We start from the raw sequence: 20960 nt of genomic DNA on the forward strand, positions 1-20960 counted from the left end.
TATCATGCGGGCTGGAACATGTCCTTGTACTGCTCTCGCAGGATGTTCTTCTGCACCTTGCCCATGGTGTTGCGCGGCAGTTCGCTGAGCAGGATGAGCTCTTTGGGATGCTTGAACCGCGCCAGCGAGCCCTTGACCGCGTCCTGAATCGCGGCGAGGTCGGGTGACTGCCCCTTCTCCGGAACCAGCACGCCCAGTACCGTTTCGCCGAAGTCCGGATGCGGAACGCCGATCACCGCGCTTTCAAGGACGCCCGGTTGCTCATCGAGTACCAGCTCGATTTCCTTCGGATAGATGTTGTAGCCGCCGGAAATGATCAGATCCTTGTTGCGCCCGACGATATGGACATAACCGTCCTCATCGATCTTGCCGAGATCGCCGGTGATGAAGAAACCGTCGGCGCGCAGCTCGGCGGCGGTCTTTTCCGGCATCTGCCAGTAGCCCTTGAAGACGTTCTCGCCGCGCACCTCGATCTGGCCGACCTCGCCCTGAGGCAGGGTTGCCCCGGTTTCCGGATCGGTGATCTTGAGCTCGACCCCCGGCAGCGGAAAGCCGACCGTGCCCGCCCGGCGTTCGCCGTCGTAAGGGTTGGAGGTGTTCATGTTGGTTTCCGTCATCCCGTAGCGTTCCAGGATGCGGTGGCCGGTACGGTTTTCGAACTGCACATGGGTTTCGGCCAGCAGCGGCGCGGACCCGGACACGAACAGGCGCATGTGGGCGGCAAGCTCCCGCGTGAAACGGCCGTCGTCGAGCAGACGGGTGTAGAAGGTCGGCACGCCCATCATCGCGGTCGCCTTCGGCATCTGCGCGATGACCGCGTCGATGTCGAATTTCGGCAGGAAGATCATGCTGCCGCCCGCGGCCAGCGTGACATTGGAGGCGACGAACAGGCCATGCGTGTGGAAGATCGGCAGGGCGTGCAGGAGCACGTCCTTGTCGGTGAAGCGCCACTCCTTCACGAGCGTCTGCGCATTGGAAAGCAGGTTGTTCTGCGTCAGCATGGCGCCCTTGGACCGACCGGTGGTGCCGGAGGTGTAGAGGAACGCGGCCAGATCCTCGCCGTCCCGGTTGACGGTCGCGAAGCTCGCGGGCGCGGCCTCGGCTTGAGACATCAGCGAGCCGCCGCCATCGGCGTTCAGCGTTTCGATCTTGGCATTGAGCCTTTCGGCGATCGGAGCAAGCGCGGCTTCGCTTTGTCCGTCGCAGACGATCAGCAGCGCGCCGCTGTTCTCGATGAAGTAGGTCAGCTCATCGACGGTATAGGCGGTGTTGAGCGGCAGGAACACCAGCCCGGCCTGGACGCAGGCGGCATAAAGTGCCAGGGCTTCGGGCGATTTCTGGACCTGGACGGCGACCCGGTCGCCTGCTTTCAACCCGCTTCGGGTCAGAACGTTGGCGATTTGCGCGGTCGTTTCGAGAAACGCCTCATGGGTGATCGTCCGGCCATCGGCGAGATGAAGAAACGGCGTCGTCTTGCCGGCATGAATGCCGAACAGGCTGTCGAAAAGGAGATTAGGCATCGGCTTTACCTTTCCAGGTCTGCGCAAGGGCGGAGGATTTGGCGAGGGACCTGACCGCGTCGGCGGCTGCCACCTCTTGAGTCGTGGCGAATTTTTCGTGGTTTTGAGCGATTTTGTTCAGATCGTAAAGGTAGTTGACCATCGTTCCCCCGGATTGCGCCCGGCCCTTTTCGGAAATATCCGCATCCGCGTGGACCGCATGCACGATCGCGCCGTTGCCGAGATGGAAGCGGGCAACGGGATCGAAGGGCAGCCCGCCGCGCGCCTTGGCGTTCATCAGGTACCAGGCCGCGGTTGCCTTCATGTCCACCGGAGACGCACCATCTTCCGCAAGACCTTCCTTTTCCAGCCAGCGGTTCAGGCCCGGGATCGGCGACAGGGTAACGAAGGTTTTCAGGCCGCCGAGTTCGGCGGCGAGATCCGAGGCGACCTGCTTGATCAGCGAATTGCCGAACGAGATGCTGGCGAGGCCCGCCTGACAGTTGGAGATGGAATAAAAGACGGCCGTGTCTGCGTCCTCGGCGGGCATCGCGGCCCGGTCTTCCGCCAGAAGGGTCTGGATCGAACTCGGGATTCCCTTGGTCAGGGCGACTTCGACGAAGATCAGCGGCTCGTCCGGCATGGACGGGTGGAAGAACGCGAAGCAGCGCCGGTCCGCCGGCTGAAGGCGGCGGCGCAGGTCGTCCCAGCTGTCGATGGCGTGGACCGCTTCGTAGGCAATGATCCTGTCCAGGATATGGGCCGGGCTTTCCCAGCTGATCGGCCTGAGCACGAGGAAACCGCGGTTGAACCAGGAAGCGAACAGATGCCTGAGGTCGAGGTCCAGCGCGTCGAGCTCCGGCGCCTCGCCGCGCAGGCGCAAGAGATCGGCGCGCATCTTGACGAGCGTTCCCGTCGCGCCGGGCACCCGGTTCAGCCGCCGGAAGAGTTCCTGCCGCCGCGGTTCGGACGCGGTCATGAAGTCCCGGTAGGTGGCTTTGGACGGAGCGCGTTCGTAGCGGTCCAGGGCGGTCCGAACCTTCTCCGGATCGATGTTCATTGTCGTTGCCACGGTTCGGAAAAAGGCAAGCTTCTGCGTATCGTCGTATTGGGCGAAGCCTGCCAGGATATTCTGCGCCAGCGCAAGTCCCGAGGTTTCCCCGGCGGAGCCGACCAGATCGCCGGCCAGCTCCTCCAACGGCCGGCCATCCTGGGGACTGCGGCTGAGCTGAAGGTAGCGGCGTTCGAAAATGGTCGACAGAAGATCGGCCAGAAGGGTCATACGGCGTCCCCCATGACGTAATCGGGCAGCCAGGTCGCCAGTTCGGGAAACAGGCACAGGAGCACGATGGCCAGCACCATGCAGGCGACGAAGGGAAGGGAGCCGGTCAGGATCGTCTTCAGCGAAATGTCCGGAGCGATGCCGTTGATGACATAGAGGTTCAGTCCGACGGGCGGCGAGATCAGGCCGATCTCCATGTTGATCGTCAGCACCACGGCGAACCAGATCGGATCGAAGCCTGCCGTGGTGATGATCGGCAACAGGATCGGTGCGGCCATCAGGATCACCGCGACGGGTGGCAGAAAGAACCCGGCGATCAGCAGGAAGATGTTGACCGCGCCCATCAGGACCCAGCGGTTGACGTCCAGCGTGCCGATCCATTCGGCGATGGCCTGGGTGATGAAGAGTGAACTCAGCATGTAGGAGAACACACCGGCGGCGGCGATGATGAACAGGATCATCACCGATTCCTTGGTGCTGTCGCGCAAGACGACCCAGAGCGCCTTCGGCTGCCAGAGCTTGTATATGATCATGGCGATCAACAGGCACAGAAGCGCCCCGACGGCGGCCGTCTCGGACGGCGTGGCGATGCCGCCGTACATGGCGTAGAGCACGCCTACGATGATGGCGAGGAACGGCAGGACACGCGGCAGGATCACCAGCCGCTCGACCCAGCTGTAACGGCCGGCGCTGAGGGTTCCGGCGTCGCCCGAGCGCCATGTCGAATAGAGCGACCAGGCCATGAACAGCCCGACCAGCATCAGGCCCGGGATCACGCCTGCCAGGAACAGGCGGCCGATCGATGTCTCCGTGGCGATGCCGTAGACGATCATGGTGACGGAGGGAGGGATGAGAATGCCGAGCGTGCCCCCGGCCGCGATCGAACCCGCGGCGACGCCGTCCGGGTAGCCGCGCTTGCGCATTTCGGGAATGCCCATCTTGCCGATGGCCGCGCAGGTCGCCGGCGAGGACCCGGACATGGCCGCGAACAGCGCGCAGGCGCCGAGGTTCGATACCACCAGGCCACCGGGCACGCGGGTCAGCCACCGTTCAAGCGCCTCGTAAAGGTCGGCGCCCGCGCGTGTCGAGGCAATCGAAGCACCCATGATGATGAACATCGGGATCGACAGAAGGGCGAAATTGTCGAGCTTGCCGAAGAAGATTTCAGGCAGGAGTTCAAGGGAGCGGGGACCGTCGAAGATGATCAGGAAACCGGCGGAGACGATCAGCAGGCCGATGGCGACGGAAACGCCGGAGAACAGGACGAGGATCGTGACGAGGGCGACGATCGCGCCGAGCAGGAGAGGATCCATTGCCGCTTACTCCAGGCCGAAGGGTTTGTCCGTGCCGGTCAGAACCGCCACGAGATCGGCGATTTGCTGCAGGAGCAGCAATCCGAAACCGATCGGAAGGGAAAGGTAAGGGATCCAGAGCTGGACATCCCACACCGTGCCGGACCGCCAGCCGCGGGACCAGGCGAAATGCCAGTACTCGTAGCCGTACCAGAGCATCGTCGCGATCAGGGCGATGGACAGGATCGAGGTCAGCAGCGCGAGAAAGAATCTCGGTTTCGGCGCAAGCGACAGCGGAACGAGATCGACGTTCACGTGGCCCCGCAGGCGCTGAACGTAAGGCAGCCCGATCAGGGTCGCCGCGATGACCAGGTAGATGACGGCTTCCGTCTGCCAGACGGTCGAGCCGTTCAGCACGAAGCGCACGAATATCATCTGGCAGGTGATCGCAACGGCGGCGACGATCATCGCGGCCGAACACCAGCCGGCAAATGTCGAAACAGCGGCGACGGCGCGCAAAAAGGGGTTGTTGCCGGTGCGCGCGGCAACAGCGAAACTTTGGCCGGCCATGACCGATCCTCTTGATTTGAAGGAAATGAAAAGCGGGGCGGTCCGGGACCGCCCCTGATGTCGGGTTACTCGACGGCCAGAGCCTTATCGAGCAGATCCTGTCCGTCCGGCACTTCCTCGACGAACTTCTTGTAGGAGGTTTCCATTGCCAGCGCGCGCCAGGCTTCGAAGTCCTCCGGGCTCATTTCCGCGATCTCGACACCGGCTTCCTTGAAGACGTCGACAGAGGCCGCGTCCTGTTTCTTGGCTTCCGTCAGATAAAAGGCTTCCGCCTTTTTGGAGGCTTCCAGAAGAGCGGTCTGCTGCGCTTCGGTCAGGCCCTCGAAGGTCGACTTGTTGATGAGAAGCGGCTGGTACATGAACCAGAGGGCAACGTCGCCGGCCGGCGTATAGCACTTCACCTGCTCGTAGATCCGATAGGACACGAAGGAGGAAGACGAGGTGTTGGCCGCCTGCAGGACGCCGGTCTGCATGGCGTTATAGATTTCCGACGAGGCCATTGAGGCGATGGAGGCGCCCGCGCCGGCCAGCATCTGCTCGAAGGACTTGCCGGCCGCGCGGGTCTGCAGGCCCTTCACGTCGTCCGGCTTGGTGATGCATTTTTCCTTGCCCGCGAATCCGCCGGCGAGGTAGCCGTGCACCAGAACCATCACGTCGTCTTCGGCCATCTTCGCTTCGAGGGCCTCCATGAAGGGAGACTGGCTCAGGCGGGCTGCGTGATCGTGGTTTTTCACCAGGCCCGGCATCAGGGTCAGGTTATAGGCCGGTTGCTGACCGCCGGCATAGCTGAGCGGCAGCACCGTCATGTCAAGCTGGCCGCGGCTCAGGGGCTTGTATTGTTCGCGCGGTTTGAAGAGAGACTTCGAACCGTAGATCTTGATCTCCAGGTCCACATCGGCGGCGGCAACTTCGTCGGCGACGATCTGCGCGACCTGATGGCGGACATCCTTGTTCGACCATTGATGCGACAGGCGCAATTCCGTTGCATTGGCCATAGAGGTGGCCGCAACGACGGCGAGGGCGGCGACCGCGCCCTTCAAAACGAGTTTCATATTGTTCCTCCCAAAGTCTTCGCCCCAGGGAGCCTGGGGGAATGACGTCACCCTAAAGCCTAACTGTATTTTTAGTCAATCATCTTGTATACAAAAGAAATGAGATTGCGTTTCAGGCGAGGTCGTCTATAAGGAAAATCATGGAACCACGTCGTGCCGACAACATCGCCGAAGCGCTGGAGGAGCTGATTTTCAACGCCACCTTCGTGGATGGCGACCGCCTGGACGAAGTCCGGCTCGCGGAGCAGTTCGGCGTTTCCAGGACGCCGTTGCGAGAAGCATTTCAGCGCCTTGCCCTTTCCGGCCTGGTCGAGCTGGTTCCGCGCCGGGGCGCCTTCGTCCGTCAGCCCGGACCGATCGAACTGATGGAGATGTTCGAGGTCATGGCCGAACTCGAAGCGGTGTGCGGGCGTCTGGCGGCGAAACGGATTTCCGAAGAGGCCCTGGACGAGTTGCGGGACGCCAACGCCAAGTGCCAGGCCGCTGTCGAACGGCAGGATGTCGACCGCTACTACATCGAGAACGAGCGTTTTCACAAAACGATCTACAGCCAGTCCGGAAACAGCTTCCTGGAACAGGAGGCGACCAAGCTGCACAAGCGCCTGAAGCCCTTCCGGCGCCAGCAGCTCAGGTTCCGGGGACGCATGCCGCAATCCATGTCCGAACATGAGGCGGTTGTGAAGGCTCTCGCGGATGGCAAGCCCGAAGAGACGGCCAATGCCCTGCGGAACCATGTCGCGGTCCAGGGCGAGAAGTTCCATTATCTGATGTCGAGCCTGAAAAAACAGGCGGTTTAGGATCCGGACCCTCAGACTGCCGGCCCGGCGGCCGGACTCAGGCCTGGAACCATGGATCGATTGCGATCTCTTCCTTAACGTAACGCGCGGGCGTGTTTTCGCTTGACCTTCCAGTTGCTGGAGGCCCTAACTGAGCCGGGAGGTCAATCCTCCGGTCCGCGTCCCGACCGGGCAATCCGGAAGGTGAGCGGGGCTGGTGTACGAGGTGAGGTTGCGATGAATATCGGCACGGCTTCCGACAGAATCGGACTGCCCGTCAAGACGATCCGCTATTACGAGGAAATCGGTCTTGTCCGCCCGGCGCGCAGCGAAAACGGTTACCGGGATTTCGAAGAGGCCGATCTGCAGCGGCTCAAGTTTCTGCAACGCTCGCGCAGTCTCGGCTTTTCCATCGAAGAATGCCGCGAACTGCTGTCGCTTTACGAGGACCGGAACCGGGCGAGCGCGGATGTGAAGGCCCTCACACGCGCGAAGATCCTGGAAGTCGAGCGCAAGATCTCGGAGCTCGAGTCGCTGAAACGGACCCTGTCGGACCTGGTAGAGGCCTGTCACGGCGACGCGCGACCGGAGTGTCCCATCATGGACGATCTCGCCGGAAAAAAAGATCCCCCTTCCACGGATTAAGGAATCAGGCGCCAATGAGAAGAAAACAGCTTATCGGCACGCTCGCCGGGGTTTCGTTGCTGCTGTTGAGCGGTGCGGCCATCCTGAAGATTTCCGACCGGAGCGGAAAGTCGGACGCTGGCGGCGAGGCGCTCGTGGCGGTCAACGTTCCTCAACTGACCGGCGCCGCGCTTCAGGGTCAGGACCTTTTTCAAAAGAATTGCGTCGCATGCCACGGTGAAAACGCCAGCGGACGAAACGGGTCCGGGCCGCCGCTCGTGCACAAGATCTATGAGCCCGGACACCATGCCGACGGATCCTTCTTCCAGGCTGTGGCGCGGGGCGTTCGTGCCCATCACTGGCCATTCGGCAACATGCCGCCTGTCGAGAATGTGACCGGCCGGGAGGTCGAAAAAATCGTAGCTTACGTTCGCACGCTTCAGCGGGCAAACGGCATTTATTGACAGGGAGTGGCTGGCTGATGCGGTCGGGTTTGAAGGAACTTGCGTTCGTTACGGCGCTTTTGAGCGCGGGCGTCGCCTGGGGGCACGACGGAGCCAGCGGCGTTGTCAGGGAACGCATGGACGCAATGTCGGCGATCGGCAAGAACATGAAGCCAATCGGCCGAATGCTCAAGGGTGGAGCCCCCTACGATCCGGCATCGGTGGCGAAGGCCGCAAAGGCAATCGCGCAACATGGCGGCGAGGCCCTCACCGCGCTTTTCCCCGATGACAGCCTTCAATCCCCGACGGAGGCCGCGCCTGCGATCTGGACGGACTGGCGGACCTTCTCCGCCTACGCTGACGACCTGCGGTCTTCGGCGGTCGCGTTGGAGACGCTTGCCAGGGACGGGGCAGACAAACAGGCCGTCGCGGGTGCGTTCGGGACACTCGCGGGAACCTGCAAATCCTGTCACGAGGCGTTTCGGATCAAGAAATAGCGTGTCTGTTTCCAGGCTGTCAAAAGCTCACCGCTTGCCACATGCCGCGTCATGATTTACCTCACAGGCTAAACGATTTTGCATTGCGACAGGCCTGCGGCAGGAGAGACGCGACATGACGATCCGCTATCACAAGGGAGACCTTCCCGATCTGACTGCCTATGAAAAGGCGAATGCGGTTGCGGTGGACTCCGAAACGCTTGGACTTCACCCGCTCCGGGACCGCCTGTGCGTCGTGCAACTGTCTCCCGGCGACGGAACGGCGGACGTGGTGCAGATTGCCAGGGGGCAGCGCGAGGCGCCGAATCTTGTAGCGCTTCTTTCGGACAGCTCAAAGACCAAGATTTTTCACTTCGCCCGCTTTGATGTCGCCGTATTGCGGCACTATCTGAATGTCGAAGTGACACCGATCTGGTGTACCAAGATCGCGTCGAAGCTGGTGCGGACCTATACGGATCGGCACGGACTGAAGGACATCACCCGCGAATTGCTTGGCGTCGATCTGTCGAAGCAACAGCAGAGTTCCGATTGGGCGGCGGATGTTCTCAGCGATGCGCAACTGGCTTACGCAGCGTCCGATGTCTATCATCTGCACGCGCTGAAGGAGAAACTCGAGTTCATGCTCGCGCGGGAGGGCCGCGGCCATATCGCCGACGCCTGTTTCAAGTTTCTTCCCACGCGCGCGGAACTCGATCTGAAGGGATGGGAGGAAACGGATATTTTCGCTCATTCGTGAGCTTCGCCTGACGTTTTTGGGAGAGTTGTTTGGTTCTTGTCGGTGAACATCCAGGCGGTACGTCTGCCAAACGGCCCTTGAGCCGGGTGCAAAGGGCCGCGCGCAGGCACAGCATGCTGGTTCGCATTCTGCGCTGGTTGTTTCCGGGCATCGGACTGCTGATCCTTGCCGGCATGATCGGCCTTGTCGTCCTGTTCAACATTCTGACCGGTTTCGGCGCAACCAATCTGATGCTGACCAGCGAAGGCCTGGTCATGGACCATCCGGAACTGTCCGGCCATGAAGGTGAACGCTCCTACAAGGTGACCGCGCGGCGCGCCATTCAGCGGCTCAGCGATCCGCGCATCATCGATCTTGAGACAATTCGTGCGAACATTACGCTCAGTGCCGACCAGAACGCCGAGATCGTCGCGCTCAAGGGAACCTATAACAACGCCGAAGAAACCCTGCGCCTTTACGACGGCATCCAGCTCGAATGGAGCGAAGGCTACACGGTCGATCTCGCGGAAGTGGACATCGATATGAAAAACGGGGGCTTGTCGTCTTCCGAGCCGGTTTCCATACGTTCGGAGCGGGGACGCGTCCTGGGCGGAAAGGTTTCTTATGACCAGGACAAAGGCATCGTCCGGTTCACGGACGGTATCAAGATGACCCTCAATCCGGCTTCGGAAGGACGCTGAGACATGACTTTTTTCAAGAGCCTGGCAATCGCGTCGCTGGCGGCGATTTGGATTGGCGGCGCACAGGCCCAGACTTTTTCGGACGCTTTTGCGGGGTTCGGGTCAAATGACGGCGAGCCGATCGAAATCGAGGCGAGCGAGCTGCAGGTCGAGGACAACAGCAAGATCGCGACCTTTGTCGGCGACGTTGTCGTCACGCAAGGGGAAACTAGCCTCAAGACCCAGCGCCTGAAGGTCTACTATGCCGGATCCGGGACTAACCCGGCCGGGAGCGGGACCGAAAACGCGGTGCAGCAGCGCATTTCCCGTCTGGAGGCGCAAGGCGGCGTCTTCATTGCCTCCAAGGATCAAAAGGCCAGAGGCGACGTCGCGAGCTTCGATATGACGCGGGAAATCATGGTCATGACCGGCCGCGAAGTGGTTCTGAGCCAGGGGCCCAATGTGGTGGTCGGCAACAAGCTGACGGTCAATCTGAAGACCGGGCAGGCCAACCTGTCGGCGGGCAGCGGGCAGGTTGCCGGGCAGAGCGGCAACGGCGGCGGCCGGGTGAAGGTCCGCATTCAGCCGAACAGCGTAAAGAATAATCAAGAGTGATCTTTGGCCCGACTCGACAGCTTCAGGCCGAGTGCTTATGTGAGGCCGCAGCAGGATTCAGATGGATGGCGCATCGGTGAAGATAACCTCTTCGGATTATAACGGGTTGCAGGGAACCATGCCGGGACCGGAGCGCCACGCGGAAGACCTTTCGCAGGCCCTGGTCGTCGACGGGATCGGCAAGACCTATGGGCGCCGGCAGGTGGTGAAATACGTCAGCCTGACCGTGAAGCCCGGCGAAGCCGTGGGGCTATTGGGGCCGAACGGCGCCGGCAAGACGACCACCTTTTACATGATCACCGGGCTGATCCGGCCGGATCAGGGGCAGATCTCTCTGGAAGGCTTCAACATAACGCGCATGCCGATGTACCGCCGTGCGCGCCTGGGGATCGGCTACCTGCCGCAGGAAGCCTCCATTTTTCGCGGGTTGACGGTCGAGGAAAACATTCGCGCGGTTCTGGAAGTGGTCGAGCCGAACCGACAGAAACGGCGCGAGGAACTCGATTCCCTGCTGGCGGAATTCGGCCTGACCCATCTGCGCAAATCGCCGAGTATCGCGCTCTCCGGCGGTGAGCGGCGGCGCGTTGAAATCGCCCGGGCACTTGCCAGCCGTCCCTCCTTCATGCTGCTCGACGAGCCCTTTGCCGGGATCGATCCGATTGCCGTCGGCGATATCCAGCAGCTTGTCCGCCACCTGACACAGCGCGGCATCGGCGTCTTGATCACCGACCACAACGTGCGCGAGACCCTGGGACTGATCGACCGCGCCTACATCATCGCCGCAGGCGAAGTGCTGACCGAAGGCCTGCCGCAGGAGATTGTCACGAATCCGGACGTCCGGCGGCTTTATCTCGGAGAACAATTTACGCTTTGATCATGGGCTGCCCTGTGGGGTATAACGCCAGTCTGAACCAATAAGCAAAAAGCAGACCAAGACGACCGACGGGTGCCCGGTACATAGATGGCCATTTCAACAAAGCTCGAGATGCGGCAAAGCCAGTCGCTGGTGATGACGCCGCAACTGATGCAGGCGATCAAGCTGTTGCAAATGTCCAATCTCGATCTTGTTTCTTATGTCGAAGCGGAACTGGAACGCAATCCTCTGCTGGAAAAAAGCGAGGGAGAGGGCACCTCGGAGCCGGTATCCGACCAGCCCTCCGACAGTTCGGACACCCCGGCGTCCGGCGGCGAAGAACCGGGGTCGGTCGATTGGATGCAGAACGACCTGGAAACCGGATCCGAGGCCATCGCCTCGCGCATGGACACCGATCTTGGCAATGTCTTTCCCGATGAGCCCGGTGTCCCGGCATCACCCGATCCGGCTCTTCTGAAGACCGGCGACAGCTACAAGAACGCGACAAGCAGCAGCGCTTCCGAGGACTACAATCTCGAGGCCTTCGTTGCCGAGGAAACGTCACTGGTCGCCTCACTCGAGGAACAGATGCATCTGACCTTGAGTTCGGAGGCAGACAAGCTGATCGCCGGACACCTGATCAATTCTCTCGACGAGAACGGATATCTTTATCTCGACCTGGATGAGGTGGCCGACCAACTCGGCGTCGATATCGCCCGGCTGGAGGCGGTGCTCGCCATCCTGCAGACCTTCGAACCCGCCGGCGTTTTCGCCCGCAATCTGGGGGAATGCCTGAAGCTGCAGCTGATCGACAAGAACCGTTTCGACCCGGCCATGGAAGCGCTCATCGGCAACATCGAACTGCTGGCCAAGCGGGATTTTTCGGCGCTGAAAAAGGTATGCGGCGTCGACGAGGAGGATCTCGTCGAGATGATCGCCGAAATCCGGGCGCTCGATCCGAAACCCGGCAGCGTCTTCGGCTCGTCGCTGGTCCAGCCCGTGGTTCCGGATGTCTTCGTGCGCCCGGCCAACGACGGCACCTGGGCGGTGGAACTGAACTCCGACACCTTGCCCAAGGTGCTGGTCAACCAGACCTACTACGCCAAGGTCATCAAGACCGCGCGTAACGAGACCGAGAAGGAATATCTGGTCGAGTCGCTGCAGACCGCCAACTGGCTTGCCAAGAGCCTGGATCAGCGGGCGAGAACGATCCTGAAGGTCTCGACTGAAATCGTGCGCCAGCAGGACGGTTTTCTGACATACGGCATCGAGCACTTGCGGCCGCTGAACCTGAAAACCGTCGCCGAAGCGATCGGCATGCATGAATCGACCGTCAGCCGTGTCACGTCCAACAAGTTCATGTCGACGCCGCGCGGCATCTTCGAGCTCAAGTACTTTTTCTCCTCTGCCATTTCGGCAACCGTGGGCGGCGATGCCCATTCCGCGGAAGCGGTGCGGCACAAGATCAGGCAGATGATTGAGGCGGAGGATCCAAAGGCGATCTTGTCGGATGACACGATTGTCAAGGTATTGAAGGACGATGGAATCGATATTGCCCGGCGCACCGTCGCGAAATATCGCGAGGCCATGAAAATCGGCTCCTCGGTTCAGCGCCGGCGGGAAAAAAACGCGCGTCTTTAAGCGGGTTACAGCCCGGGAACCGCAAAATATTTCCAACATGTCCACTGAAACAATACAGTGGTTTTACACAGGTCCGTCTCAAATCAGCTACGCTTAATCATAATCAATTGACTCTTTGAGGTACCGCAATTATAGCACCGCCCTCATGACGTAATCAGGGGATGGCGCTTGCGCGCCGACTGGTCCATTCTGTGGGCTTGAAACGTTTCGCGTTTCAGCACCGGCGGGTTGCCGGTGTACCATCGGTCAATAGAAAAAGAAGAGGTCCCCATGGCTTTGCGGATTTCGGGTAAGAATGTCGATGTAGGCGACGCTCTGCGCGAACACATCACAGACCGAATCGAAGATGCCCTGTCGAAGTATTTCACAGGCGGATTCACAGGCCACGTAACGCTCAGCAGGGAAGGCGCCGGCTTCAAGTCGGAATGCACCGTGCACCTGGACACCGGCATCATATTGCAGGTGTCCGCGCAGGATCAGGACCCGCGCAACAGTTTTGATTCGGCAGCCGACAAGATCGAGAAAAGGTTGCGGCGGTATAAGCGCAAGCTGAAGGACCACCACATCCACAACGCTCATGGCCGGGAGACCTTCGAGGCCGCGTCTTACGTGCTCGCCTCGCCCGAGGAAGACGAGGAAGTGCCGGCGGACTTCAATCCGCTCGTCATCGCCGAGACGTCCGCGAAAGTCAAAACGATGACAGTCGGAATGGCGGTCATGGAACTTGATCTGACCGAAGCGCCGGTCGTCATGTTCAAAAATGCGGCAAATGGCGGTGTCAACGTTGTTTACCGCCGGCCGGACGGCAATATAGGCTGGATCGATCCGGCTTTGGTGGCTGGCGCGGCCGCGGAATAAAGATGCGAACGGAGCCGGCGTTTCCAACGGAGACGCCGTGCTTCGAAACTTGTAGGCTGACTGATGGATCTTGAAGACCTTCTGACGAAAGACTCGATCATTGCCGGTTTGAAGGCCAAAAGCAAAAAGCAGGCTATTCAGGAACTGGCCGCCAAGGCGGCGGAAGTGACCGGGCTTTCGGAGCGCGAGATTTTCGACACCCTGCTTCAGCGCGAAAGACTTGGTTCGACCGGCGTCGGTCACGGTATTGCCATTCCGCATGGCAAACTGACCCGTCTGGACCGTCTTGTAGGGCTGTTCGCCAAACTGGAAAAGCCGGTCGATTTCGATGCTCTTGACGACGAACCGGTCGATCTCGTGTTTCTTCTGCTCGCGCCGGAAGGGGCGGGAGCGGATCATTTGAAAGCCCTTGCCAGGATCGCGCGCCAGCTTCGCGATGCCGAGGTCACCAAGGGCATTCGCGGGGCGAGCGACGCGTCCGAGATGTTCGGTTACCTCATCCAGCCATTGGCATCGTCCAACGCGGCCTGAGGCTGCCCTTCCTTCTTCCTTGAATTGAAAAAATTGAACCGGCCGAAGCCGGTTCTCTTACGCCTCTGCGGTGGTGGCGTCGCCCTGGACCATGGCCTGTTGCGGCGTGGCCGCGACGTGGCCCTGGATCAACAGGGTCGGAAGGTGGAGATCCGCCAGTTCCGCCGGCGGAGCCGTTTCTTCCGGGATCCGCCACAGGGTCGACCGGATTGCGGCCGTACCGAGCGTCTTGGTCGAGGTCGAGACCGCGATCAGGGGAGCGAGGAGCGGACCGACGGCGACCGGAATGATCGGCCAGACCAGATCGAACGGCTGTCCGGTGACCCAGGCCAGAGCCGCGCTGCCGAACAGGGCCTGCGGCCAGAGTTTGCGGCCGGCGAGCGCCAGCGGCAGACGCTGAACGCCGCGCGCCTGCGCGCCCCAGCCGATGGTCTTGCCGAACATCAGCCCGCCCATGAACAGGCTGTGCGCCACGGCCATGATCGGCGCGAGCATCGAGGAATAAAGGATCTCCGCCCCGACGCTGAGAAGCACGCGGACCGGCCCGCCAAAGGCTTTTCTCATGTCCCTGCGCGCCAGCACATCGGCAACCGTCGCCAGCTTCGGTGCGAAAACCATGGTCAGGACCGTGAAGAACAGCACCGACCCCGTATCGGCGCGATAGGGCGCATAGTCCGTCGTCATGCCGAGAACGGCGGCGGCGGTCATGAAACCGATCCAGGCGGGCGAACCCAAAAACATCAGCATGGCCAGGAAGAGCTGCGCGCGGCTGACCAGCTTGAGACCCGGAAGGCTCAGGAGCCGGCGGTATTGAAGGTTGCCCTGGCACCAGCGCAGGTCCCGGCGGATGAATTCCAGGAGATGCGGCGGATTGACCTCGTAGCTGCCCGTTTCCATGGGCAGGACCCGGACCTCGTATCCGGCCCGGCGCATGAGGACGGCTTCCACCTGGTCGTGGGACAGGATGGTGCCGGCGAGCGGCCCCTTGCCTGGCAGGACAGGCAGCTTGCAGTGCTCTTTGAAAGGCTTGAGGCGCAGGAGCGCGTTGTGACCCCAGTACGGGCCGCAATCGCCCTGCCACCATGCGCTGCCGATGGTGTAGGAGCGCATGCCGAGCCGCATGCCGAACTGGAAGATCCGGGCGAACGCGCTGTCCGTTGGCAGGCCGACCACAAGGCTCTGCAGGATACCCAGTTGCGGGTTGGCTTCCATGCGCCGGACAAGACCGCTGATCGCCTCGGCAGACATGTAGCTGTCGGCGTCGAGCACCAGCGCGAAGTCATGGTCGTTGCCCCAGCGCTCGCAGAAGTCCTCGATGTTGCCGGCCTTGTAGCCGGTGTTTTCCGTCCGGCGCCGGTAGGTCACATCCATCTGACCCTGGAACCGTTCGCGCAGACGCGCGATCATCTGCTGCTCCTGCAGGGCGATATCGCTCATCGAGGTGTCGCTGAGCACGTAAAGGGAGAAGTGCTCCGCCTGCCCGGCGCGGACCAGGCCGGAAACCATGGCGCTCAGGGTTGTCTCAAGGCTTTCGGTGTCCTCGTCCCGCACACAGGACAAAAGAGCGGTTGAACAGGTGAGAGGCTGCTCCGGATTGCCCTGGTCTATCGGGCAAACGGCGGCGATAGGGTCTTTCGACAGGCGCATCACCAGGAGACCGATCACCGCGTTCCAGAAGCCGATGATCGTCCAGGGCAGGGTCACCATGAAGCACAGCAGGATAAACAGGTCGAGCGGGGTCAGCCCGCCTGGCGACAGCGTGACCGCCATGAGCGCCGACAGGCCGACAAAGCTCAGGACCAGAAGGGCTGAAAACAGCACACGGCGCGGCGTCATGCCGGGTGCCGGTTGACCGGAATACGTTGCTTTAATGGCTTGAAACATTTTTTGGTCTTCCAATCTGGGCAATCGTCGCGATAGTGCGCATGTCAAAATGTCCTAATGGTGACGGGAGCATGCTGCGTGCTTAGGAAAGATACGCGAAGGCGGGAAAGATGACGGTGACGGCCGGCACAGGCAGAACCCGGTCGCTCTGGTACACCGGCGACTTGAGCTGCGCAATCCAGACGACCGAGTTTGCGCGCCCGCAAACCGGTGAGGTCATGGTTCAAACGCTTTTCAGCGGCATCAGCCGGGGAACCGAGGGACTTGTGTTCCGCGGTGAGGTTCCGGAATGTGAGTGGCAGCGCATGCGCGCGCCGTTTCAGTCGGGCGACTTTCCCTTCCCGGTCAAATACGGTTACGCCAATGTCGGAAAGGTCGTCGAAGGGGACGCCGCTCTGATGGGACAAACCGTGTTCTCGCTGTATCCGCATCAAGGTGTCTTCACCCTCCCTTCCGGTTCTTGTGTTCCGGTCCCCGCAGACGTTCTCCCCGAACGGGCCGTGCTGACGGCCAACATGGAAACGGCGCTCAATGCAATATGGGACGGAAAACCATCACCTGGGGATCACATCTGCGTGGTGGGAGGCGGCGTTGTCGGCCTCCTGACGGCTTACGTCGCAAATGGGCTGCCTGGATCAACCGTCACCGTCGTGGACACGAATGCCGCCCGGGCACCGGTCGCCCGGGCGCTCGGGCTTGGGTTCAGTCTTCCCGAAGACGCGCCAGGGGACCAGGATCTGGTCTTTCATACCAGCGCGACGCCAGGCGGTCTCGGCACTGCTCTGACCTGCGCGGGCGACGGCGCAGCCATCGTGGAAATGAGCTGGTATGGGGCGCGGGAGGTGCCGGTTCCCCTTGGCCAGGATTTCCATTCCCGGCGGTTGAAACTCATATCCAGCCAGGTCGGCACGATCCCTGCGGAGCGTCAGGCACGCTGGACCTACCGCCGCCGAATGGAGACCGCGCTGTCCCTGTTGAGCGACCCGGTGCTGGACCGGCTGATCAGCCATCGCATTCCGTTCGACAGCTTGCCCGAGCAACTTCCCGATATTTTGAACAAGGCGTCAGATGTTCTGGCCGCCCTTGTCGTCTATGACGGCGAAAGCAAGCCAACCACCCCGTAGTCTTTCAAAGAGCCATTTCAGGAACACGAGAATGTTTGCAGTTGAAGTCCGCGACCACGTCATGATTGCCCACTCCTTCAAAGGCGAGCTGTTCGGGCCTGCCCAGGCCCTGCACGGCGCCACCTTCGTCATCGACGCGGCCTTTCTCGCCGAAAGCCTCGACGCAAATGGCGTGGTCATCGACATCGGCCGTGCTCACGAAGCCCTGAAGGAAGTGCTGCAGCCGCTGAATTACAAGAACCTGGACGACGTGCCGGAATTCGCGGGCGTCAACACGACGACGGAATTCCTGACCCGGCATATCCACGACCATCTGGCAAAGGCGGCGCGGGAGGACCGGCTGGGGCGTCCGGGAGCGGAACTGAGCGCTATCCGGGTGACCATCTCGGAATCCCATGTCGCTCGGGCCTGGTACGAGGCCGGGATCTGAAAAGACCGATGAACACGGTGTGTTTCGCCTATCCGGGCGACCTGGAGACGCCGACAGGCGGTTACGGCTACGACCGGCGCATCATCGCCGGACTGCGCGACCTTGGCTGGCAAGTCGAGCTTCTGCCTCTGGGCGAGGGGTTTCCGTTTCCGACGGAGGAAACCCTGGCGTCCGCGCAGCGGAAACTGGCAGGTCTTGCCGCCGGCAGCCTGGTGGTTGTCGACGGGCTCGCCTTCGGCGTCATGGACGACGCGGCGCGTGCGCTGGCCGGCCGGCTGAGCCTCGTCGCTCTGGTGCATCACCCGCTCTGCCTGGAAAACGGGCTGAGCGCGGACAAGGCGCCGGCGCTCCGGGCCAGCGAGAGTGAGGTACTGGCGCACGCCCGCCATGTGATCGTCACCAGCCCGGCCACGGCGCGCCAGGTCACGGAGCTCTTCGGTGCTCCGGCAACGAAGATCAGCGTGGTTCCACCGGGAACCGAGAAGCCCGTAGCTGGCCCAAAAGCGCCATCTGATTCCTTGCGTTTGTTGTCGGTCGGCACGGTGGTCCCGCGCAAGGGCTACGACCTGCTCCTGGAGGCGCTAGCCCCTTTGGCCGGTGTTAACTGGCATCTCGATATCGTCGGTGGTCTTGACGCGGATCCGGCCTGCTACCGGGCGCTTCAGGCGCAGGCTGCGGAAGCGGGGCTGACCGCCCGGATCACCTGTCACGGAGCGGTGCCGCCGCAGGCGCTGTCCGGGTTTTATGCCGCAGCCGACATCTTCGTGCTGGCAAGCCGCTACGAAGGCTACGGCATGGCCTATACCGAGGCTCTCGCCCATGGCCTGCCTGTGATCGGCAGCGGCGGTGGCGCGGTGCGCGAGACGCTGCCTGAAAATGCGGCGGTTTACTGTCCGGCGGAGGATGTCGCGTGCTTGCGCGAGGCGCTGTCAACCCTGATCGAAGACCGGGCAGAACGTTCCGCGCTGGCGGCTGCGGCTCGCAAGGCGGCAGCGGCGTTGCCGGAGTGGCGGGAGGCCGCTGGCCAATTCGCCGAAATCTTGAAGGAACTGCAATCATGAGCGGGTTTTCGTCCCATTGGCTGACCCTGCGTGAACCGCTCGACCTGGCGGCCAGAAATCCGGATGTCGAAAAGGCGTTTTGGGAGGGGCTGCCGTCCGGCCCAGTCCGGCTGCTCGATCTCGCCAGCGGTGCCGGTTCGACGGTTGCGGCGCTGGGCAAGCGGGCCGACCGCCCGGTCGACTGGCTGCTGACCGATCACGATCCGCTCCTGCTGGATGCCGCTCGGCGCCGCTGGGGCGATGCGGTTTCTCTCCGGCAGTCCAACCTGGCAAACGGGCTCACAAATCTGCCGTTCGAAGAGGTGGATGCAATCACGACATCGGCGTTTCTGGATCTCGTCTCCGAACGCTTTCTGGAAGAGCTTGTGACGCGGATCGTCCGGGCGAAAAAGCCTTTTCTGGCAAGCCTCACCTATGACGGCCGCACCGAATTCGCCCCGCCGCATCCGTTCGACGACACGCTGTCTCTAGCCTTGAACGCGCATCAGCGCACCGACAAGGGGTTCGGTCCGGCCCTTGGACCGGACGCGGCACCCCGTGCGGTGGCGCTTTTTGAAGCCGAAGGTTACCATGTCGTGCAGGGCGCGTCCGATTGGCGGGCCGGCCCGTCGTCTCAAGAGTTTCAGACGGAGTTTCTGCAGGGCTGGGCCAATGTCGGCCGGGAAGTCGGCCTGGAAAAAGACGCCCTGGAAGACTGGTGGCGCGACCGGCGGGAGAAGATCGGGGATCGACGCCTCGACATTACGGTCGGACACATCGATTTCGCGGCCTTGCCGCAACACGGAAATGAGCGCGCTTGAGAGCGCAGGCAGTCTGGCCACGGTCGTGTCGAATTCGCGCGTATTCTTGTGCGAAAGATCTGAAGTACGTAGCTAATTTTCGAAAATCGAAGGTCCGTGTTTCGTAATTTTTTACCATATGCCTTAAGTACAACTTATTCTTTTTCGCACTATATGACCAGCAACTACAATCGAGGTGGTTTGGGCAACGTTTCTACGTAGACGAGGATGGCAATGAAAGAAACAATTCGGAACCTTCTGGCGAAGCATGGCAATCTGCCTGTTGCGGTCGAGACTGTCGCGGACGGTGCGGATCTTTACGATGCAGGCCTATCCTCTTTCGCGTCTGTTCAGGTAATGCTGGCTCTGGAAGAGGAGTTCGACATCGAGTTCCCCGAACACCTGCTGAACCGCAAGTCCTTTTCTTCGGTCGACGCCATCGACGCTGCTCTGACGGAAATTCTCAAAGACCAGGCGGCCTGATCCATGACCGTTGCAACCAAGATCGCTGCCCTGTCACAGACGGAGCGTGCGAAACGGGCGGCGAAGGTCGCCGCGGAATTCGCGGACCGGGTGGATAGCGAAGCGCGCTTTCCCAGGGAAGGCATGGATGCCCTCAAGGCCGAGCGCCTGATGGGGATCATGATCCGCCCGGAACTCGGCGGAGAAGGTGCGACCCTCACGGAAGTCGCCGACATCTGCGCGATCCTCGGTCAGGCCTGCGCCGCGACCGCCATGACCTACGCCATGCATCAGATCCAGATTGCCAGCCTGTCCGGCTACGCGGCCGGCAGCGCGTGGCACGAGGCGTTCCTGAAGAAAGTCTGCGACGAGCAGCTTCTTATCGGTTCGGCGACCAGCGAAGCCGGGATCGGCGGCAATCTGCGCAATTCCTTGTGTGCCATCGAGGTTGAAGGCGGTACGGCGCGCCTGACGAAAGATGCGACCGTGATCTCCTACGGAGCGGATTCCGACGCCATCATGGTGACCTCCCGCCGTCACGCCGACGCTGCGCATTCGGATCAGGTTGCAACCATCTTCCTGAAAGATCAGTACACGTTGGAGCAGACCAGCGTCTGGGACACCCTGGGCATGCGCGGGACCTGCTCCGACGGCTATATCTTCAAGGGCGAGGCTCCGGAAGAGCAGATCCTGCCGCGACCCTTCGCGGAAATCGCGGCCCAGTCCATGCTGGCCGTCTCCCATCTGCTTTGGGGGTCCCTGTGGTACGGTATCGCCGCCGATGCGGTTGCCCGGGCGCAGAGTTTCGTCAAAACGGCCGCGCGCAAATCGCCGGGCCAGGTGCCCCCCGGCGCGCTGCGCCTTGCGGAGGCCTCGAGCCTCCTGCAACTCGTCAAGGCGAATGTGGTCGCGGGCCTGAAGCAGTTCGAAGCCTGCAAGGGCGACGGCGACGCGCTCAACGCCATGAGTTTTTCCGTTGCCATGAACAACGTGAAGATCGGAACGTCCCAGACGATCCTGACCATCATCAATCACTGCATGCTGATCTGCGGCATCGCCGGTTACAAGAACGGCACGCCCTACAGCCTCGGCCGTCATCTGCGCGACGCCCACTCCGCGCAGCTGATGATCTCCAACGACCGGATTCTCGGCAACACGTCGACAATGCTTCTGGTCAACAAGCAAGACACCAGCCTGCTGGGCTGATGCACGCAAGGCCTGGCGGCGCCGCGTCCTGTGCGGCGCCACGAGGCGGCCGCCTCTGCCCGCCAGCCGGGTCTTGGTCACTGCCG

General features: G+C 61.7%; 23 protein-coding genes. 17 read left to right on the top strand and 6 right to left on the bottom strand.

Annotation, left to right across the window (positions count from 1 at the left end; all coding sequences use genetic code 11):
* Nucleotides 1-2: 2 nt before the first annotated feature.
* The 5 genes from JF539_RS00175 to dctP form a co-directional block, all read right to left on the bottom strand.
* Entirely contained in the window at nt 3-1520 is a 1518-nt protein-coding gene (locus JF539_RS00175; RefSeq protein WP_207137895.1) for a malonate--CoA ligase, read from the bottom strand.
* Nucleotides 1513-2781 carry a malonyl-CoA decarboxylase gene (locus JF539_RS00180; protein WP_207137897.1) on the bottom strand — a complete coding sequence of 423 codons (1269 nt, stop codon included), beginning with the start codon at nt 2779-2781 and terminating at the stop codon, nt 1513-1515. The genes JF539_RS00175 and JF539_RS00180 overlap by 8 nt, the downstream gene beginning before the upstream one ends.
* Entirely contained in the window at nt 2778-4094 is a 1317-nt protein-coding gene (locus tag JF539_RS00185) for a TRAP transporter large permease (RefSeq protein WP_207137899.1), read from the bottom strand. Before JF539_RS00185 ends, JF539_RS00180 begins: the two co-directional genes overlap by 4 nt.
* A gap of 6 nt (nt 4095-4100) precedes the next feature.
* The gene (locus JF539_RS00190; RefSeq protein ID WP_207137901.1) at nt 4101-4643 is read right to left on the bottom strand and encodes a TRAP transporter small permease; all 543 of its coding nucleotides are present in this window, start codon (nt 4641-4643) and stop codon (nt 4101-4103) included.
* A gap of 65 nt (nt 4644-4708) precedes the next feature.
* Nucleotides 4709-5695, bottom strand: coding sequence for a TRAP transporter substrate-binding protein DctP (dctP, locus tag JF539_RS00195; RefSeq protein ID WP_207137904.1), 987 nt, complete (start codon nt 5693-5695; stop codon nt 4709-4711).
* Nucleotides 5696-5835: 140 nt separating this feature from the next.
* Between dctP and JF539_RS00200 the strand changes: the two genes are divergently transcribed.
* The 11 genes from JF539_RS00200 to ptsN all read left to right on the top strand — a co-directional run bounded on the left by JF539_RS00200 (nt 5836) and on the right by ptsN (nt 13928).
* Nucleotides 5836-6492 carry a GntR family transcriptional regulator gene (locus JF539_RS00200; RefSeq protein ID WP_207137906.1) on the top strand — a complete coding sequence of 219 codons (657 nt, stop codon included), beginning with the start codon at nt 5836-5838 and terminating at the stop codon, nt 6490-6492.
* A gap of 216 nt (nt 6493-6708) precedes the next feature.
* Complete coding sequence (cueR, locus tag JF539_RS00205) at nt 6709-7116, top strand: Cu(I)-responsive transcriptional regulator (RefSeq protein ID WP_207137908.1); 408 nt, start codon at nt 6709-6711, stop codon at nt 7114-7116.
* A 14-nt stretch (nt 7117-7130) separates the two neighbouring features.
* On the top strand, nt 7131-7559 hold the full coding sequence (locus JF539_RS00210; protein WP_207137910.1) for a c-type cytochrome: 429 nt from the start codon (nt 7131-7133) through the stop codon (nt 7557-7559).
* Between the two features lie 17 nt (nt 7560-7576).
* On the top strand, nt 7577-8035 hold the full coding sequence (locus tag JF539_RS00215) for a c-type cytochrome (protein ID WP_207137912.1): 459 nt from the start codon (nt 7577-7579) through the stop codon (nt 8033-8035).
* A gap of 115 nt (nt 8036-8150) precedes the next feature.
* On the top strand, nt 8151-8771 hold the full coding sequence (locus JF539_RS00220; protein ID WP_207137913.1) for a ribonuclease D: 621 nt from the start codon (nt 8151-8153) through the stop codon (nt 8769-8771).
* Between the two features lie 113 nt (nt 8772-8884).
* Nucleotides 8885-9451 carry an LPS export ABC transporter periplasmic protein LptC gene (lptC, locus tag JF539_RS00225; protein ID WP_207137915.1) on the top strand — a complete coding sequence of 189 codons (567 nt, stop codon included), beginning with the start codon at nt 8885-8887 and terminating at the stop codon, nt 9449-9451.
* A gap of 3 nt (nt 9452-9454) precedes the next feature.
* Nucleotides 9455-10045, top strand: coding sequence for an LptA/OstA family protein (locus tag JF539_RS00230; protein WP_207137917.1), 591 nt, complete (start codon nt 9455-9457; stop codon nt 10043-10045).
* 118 nt (nt 10046-10163) lie between these two features.
* The gene (lptB, locus tag JF539_RS00235) at nt 10164-10919 is read left to right on the top strand and encodes an LPS export ABC transporter ATP-binding protein (protein WP_209017108.1); all 756 of its coding nucleotides are present in this window, start codon (nt 10164-10166) and stop codon (nt 10917-10919) included.
* An 87-nt stretch (nt 10920-11006) separates the two neighbouring features.
* Complete coding sequence (gene rpoN / locus JF539_RS00240; protein WP_207137927.1) at nt 11007-12539, top strand: RNA polymerase factor sigma-54; 1533 nt, start codon at nt 11007-11009, stop codon at nt 12537-12539.
* Between the two features lie 270 nt (nt 12540-12809).
* On the top strand, nt 12810-13397 hold the full coding sequence (gene hpf, locus JF539_RS00245; RefSeq protein WP_207137929.1) for a ribosome hibernation-promoting factor, HPF/YfiA family: 588 nt from the start codon (nt 12810-12812) through the stop codon (nt 13395-13397).
* 63 nt (nt 13398-13460) lie between these two features.
* Nucleotides 13461-13928: a PTS IIA-like nitrogen regulatory protein PtsN gene (gene ptsN / locus JF539_RS00250; RefSeq protein ID WP_207137930.1), complete on the top strand. Its 468-nt coding sequence runs from the start codon at nt 13461-13463 to the stop codon at nt 13926-13928.
* Between the two features lie 57 nt (nt 13929-13985).
* Here ptsN and mdoH read toward each other — a convergent pair whose 3' ends face one another.
* Nucleotides 13986-15812: a glucans biosynthesis glucosyltransferase MdoH gene (gene mdoH / locus JF539_RS00255; RefSeq protein ID WP_207137933.1), complete on the bottom strand. Its 1827-nt coding sequence runs from the start codon at nt 15810-15812 to the stop codon at nt 13986-13988.
* 110 nt (nt 15813-15922) lie between these two features.
* On the opposite strand from mdoH, the gene JF539_RS00260 reads away from it, so the two are divergent.
* The 6 genes from JF539_RS00260 (at nt 15923) to JF539_RS00285 (ending at nt 20874) form a co-directional block, all read left to right on the top strand.
* Nucleotides 15923-16936, top strand: a complete 1014-nt coding sequence (locus tag JF539_RS00260; RefSeq protein WP_207137935.1) for a zinc-dependent alcohol dehydrogenase — start codon at nt 15923-15925, stop codon at nt 16934-16936.
* 31 nt (nt 16937-16967) lie between these two features.
* Nucleotides 16968-17366: a 6-pyruvoyl trahydropterin synthase family protein gene (locus JF539_RS00265; protein ID WP_207137937.1), complete on the top strand. Its 399-nt coding sequence runs from the start codon at nt 16968-16970 to the stop codon at nt 17364-17366.
* 8 nt (nt 17367-17374) lie between these two features.
* Nucleotides 17375-18427: a glycosyltransferase family 4 protein gene (locus JF539_RS00270; RefSeq protein WP_207137939.1), complete on the top strand. Its 1053-nt coding sequence runs from the start codon at nt 17375-17377 to the stop codon at nt 18425-18427.
* On the top strand, nt 18424-19227 hold the full coding sequence (locus JF539_RS00275; protein WP_207137942.1) for a class I SAM-dependent methyltransferase: 804 nt from the start codon (nt 18424-18426) through the stop codon (nt 19225-19227). The genes JF539_RS00270 and JF539_RS00275 overlap by 4 nt, the downstream gene beginning before the upstream one ends.
* Before the next feature lie 213 nt (nt 19228-19440).
* Complete coding sequence (locus tag JF539_RS00280) at nt 19441-19689, top strand: acyl carrier protein (protein WP_207137944.1); 249 nt, start codon at nt 19441-19443, stop codon at nt 19687-19689.
* Between the two features lie 3 nt (nt 19690-19692).
* The gene (locus JF539_RS00285; protein WP_207137946.1) at nt 19693-20874 is read left to right on the top strand and encodes an acyl-CoA dehydrogenase family protein; all 1182 of its coding nucleotides are present in this window, start codon (nt 19693-19695) and stop codon (nt 20872-20874) included.
* Nucleotides 20875-20960 lie beyond the last annotated feature (86 nt).

The organism is Roseibium aggregatum, from assembly GCF_017309185.1.
In the GTDB taxonomy this organism is placed as follows: Bacteria; Pseudomonadota; Alphaproteobacteria; order Rhizobiales; family Stappiaceae; genus Roseibium; species Roseibium aggregatum_B.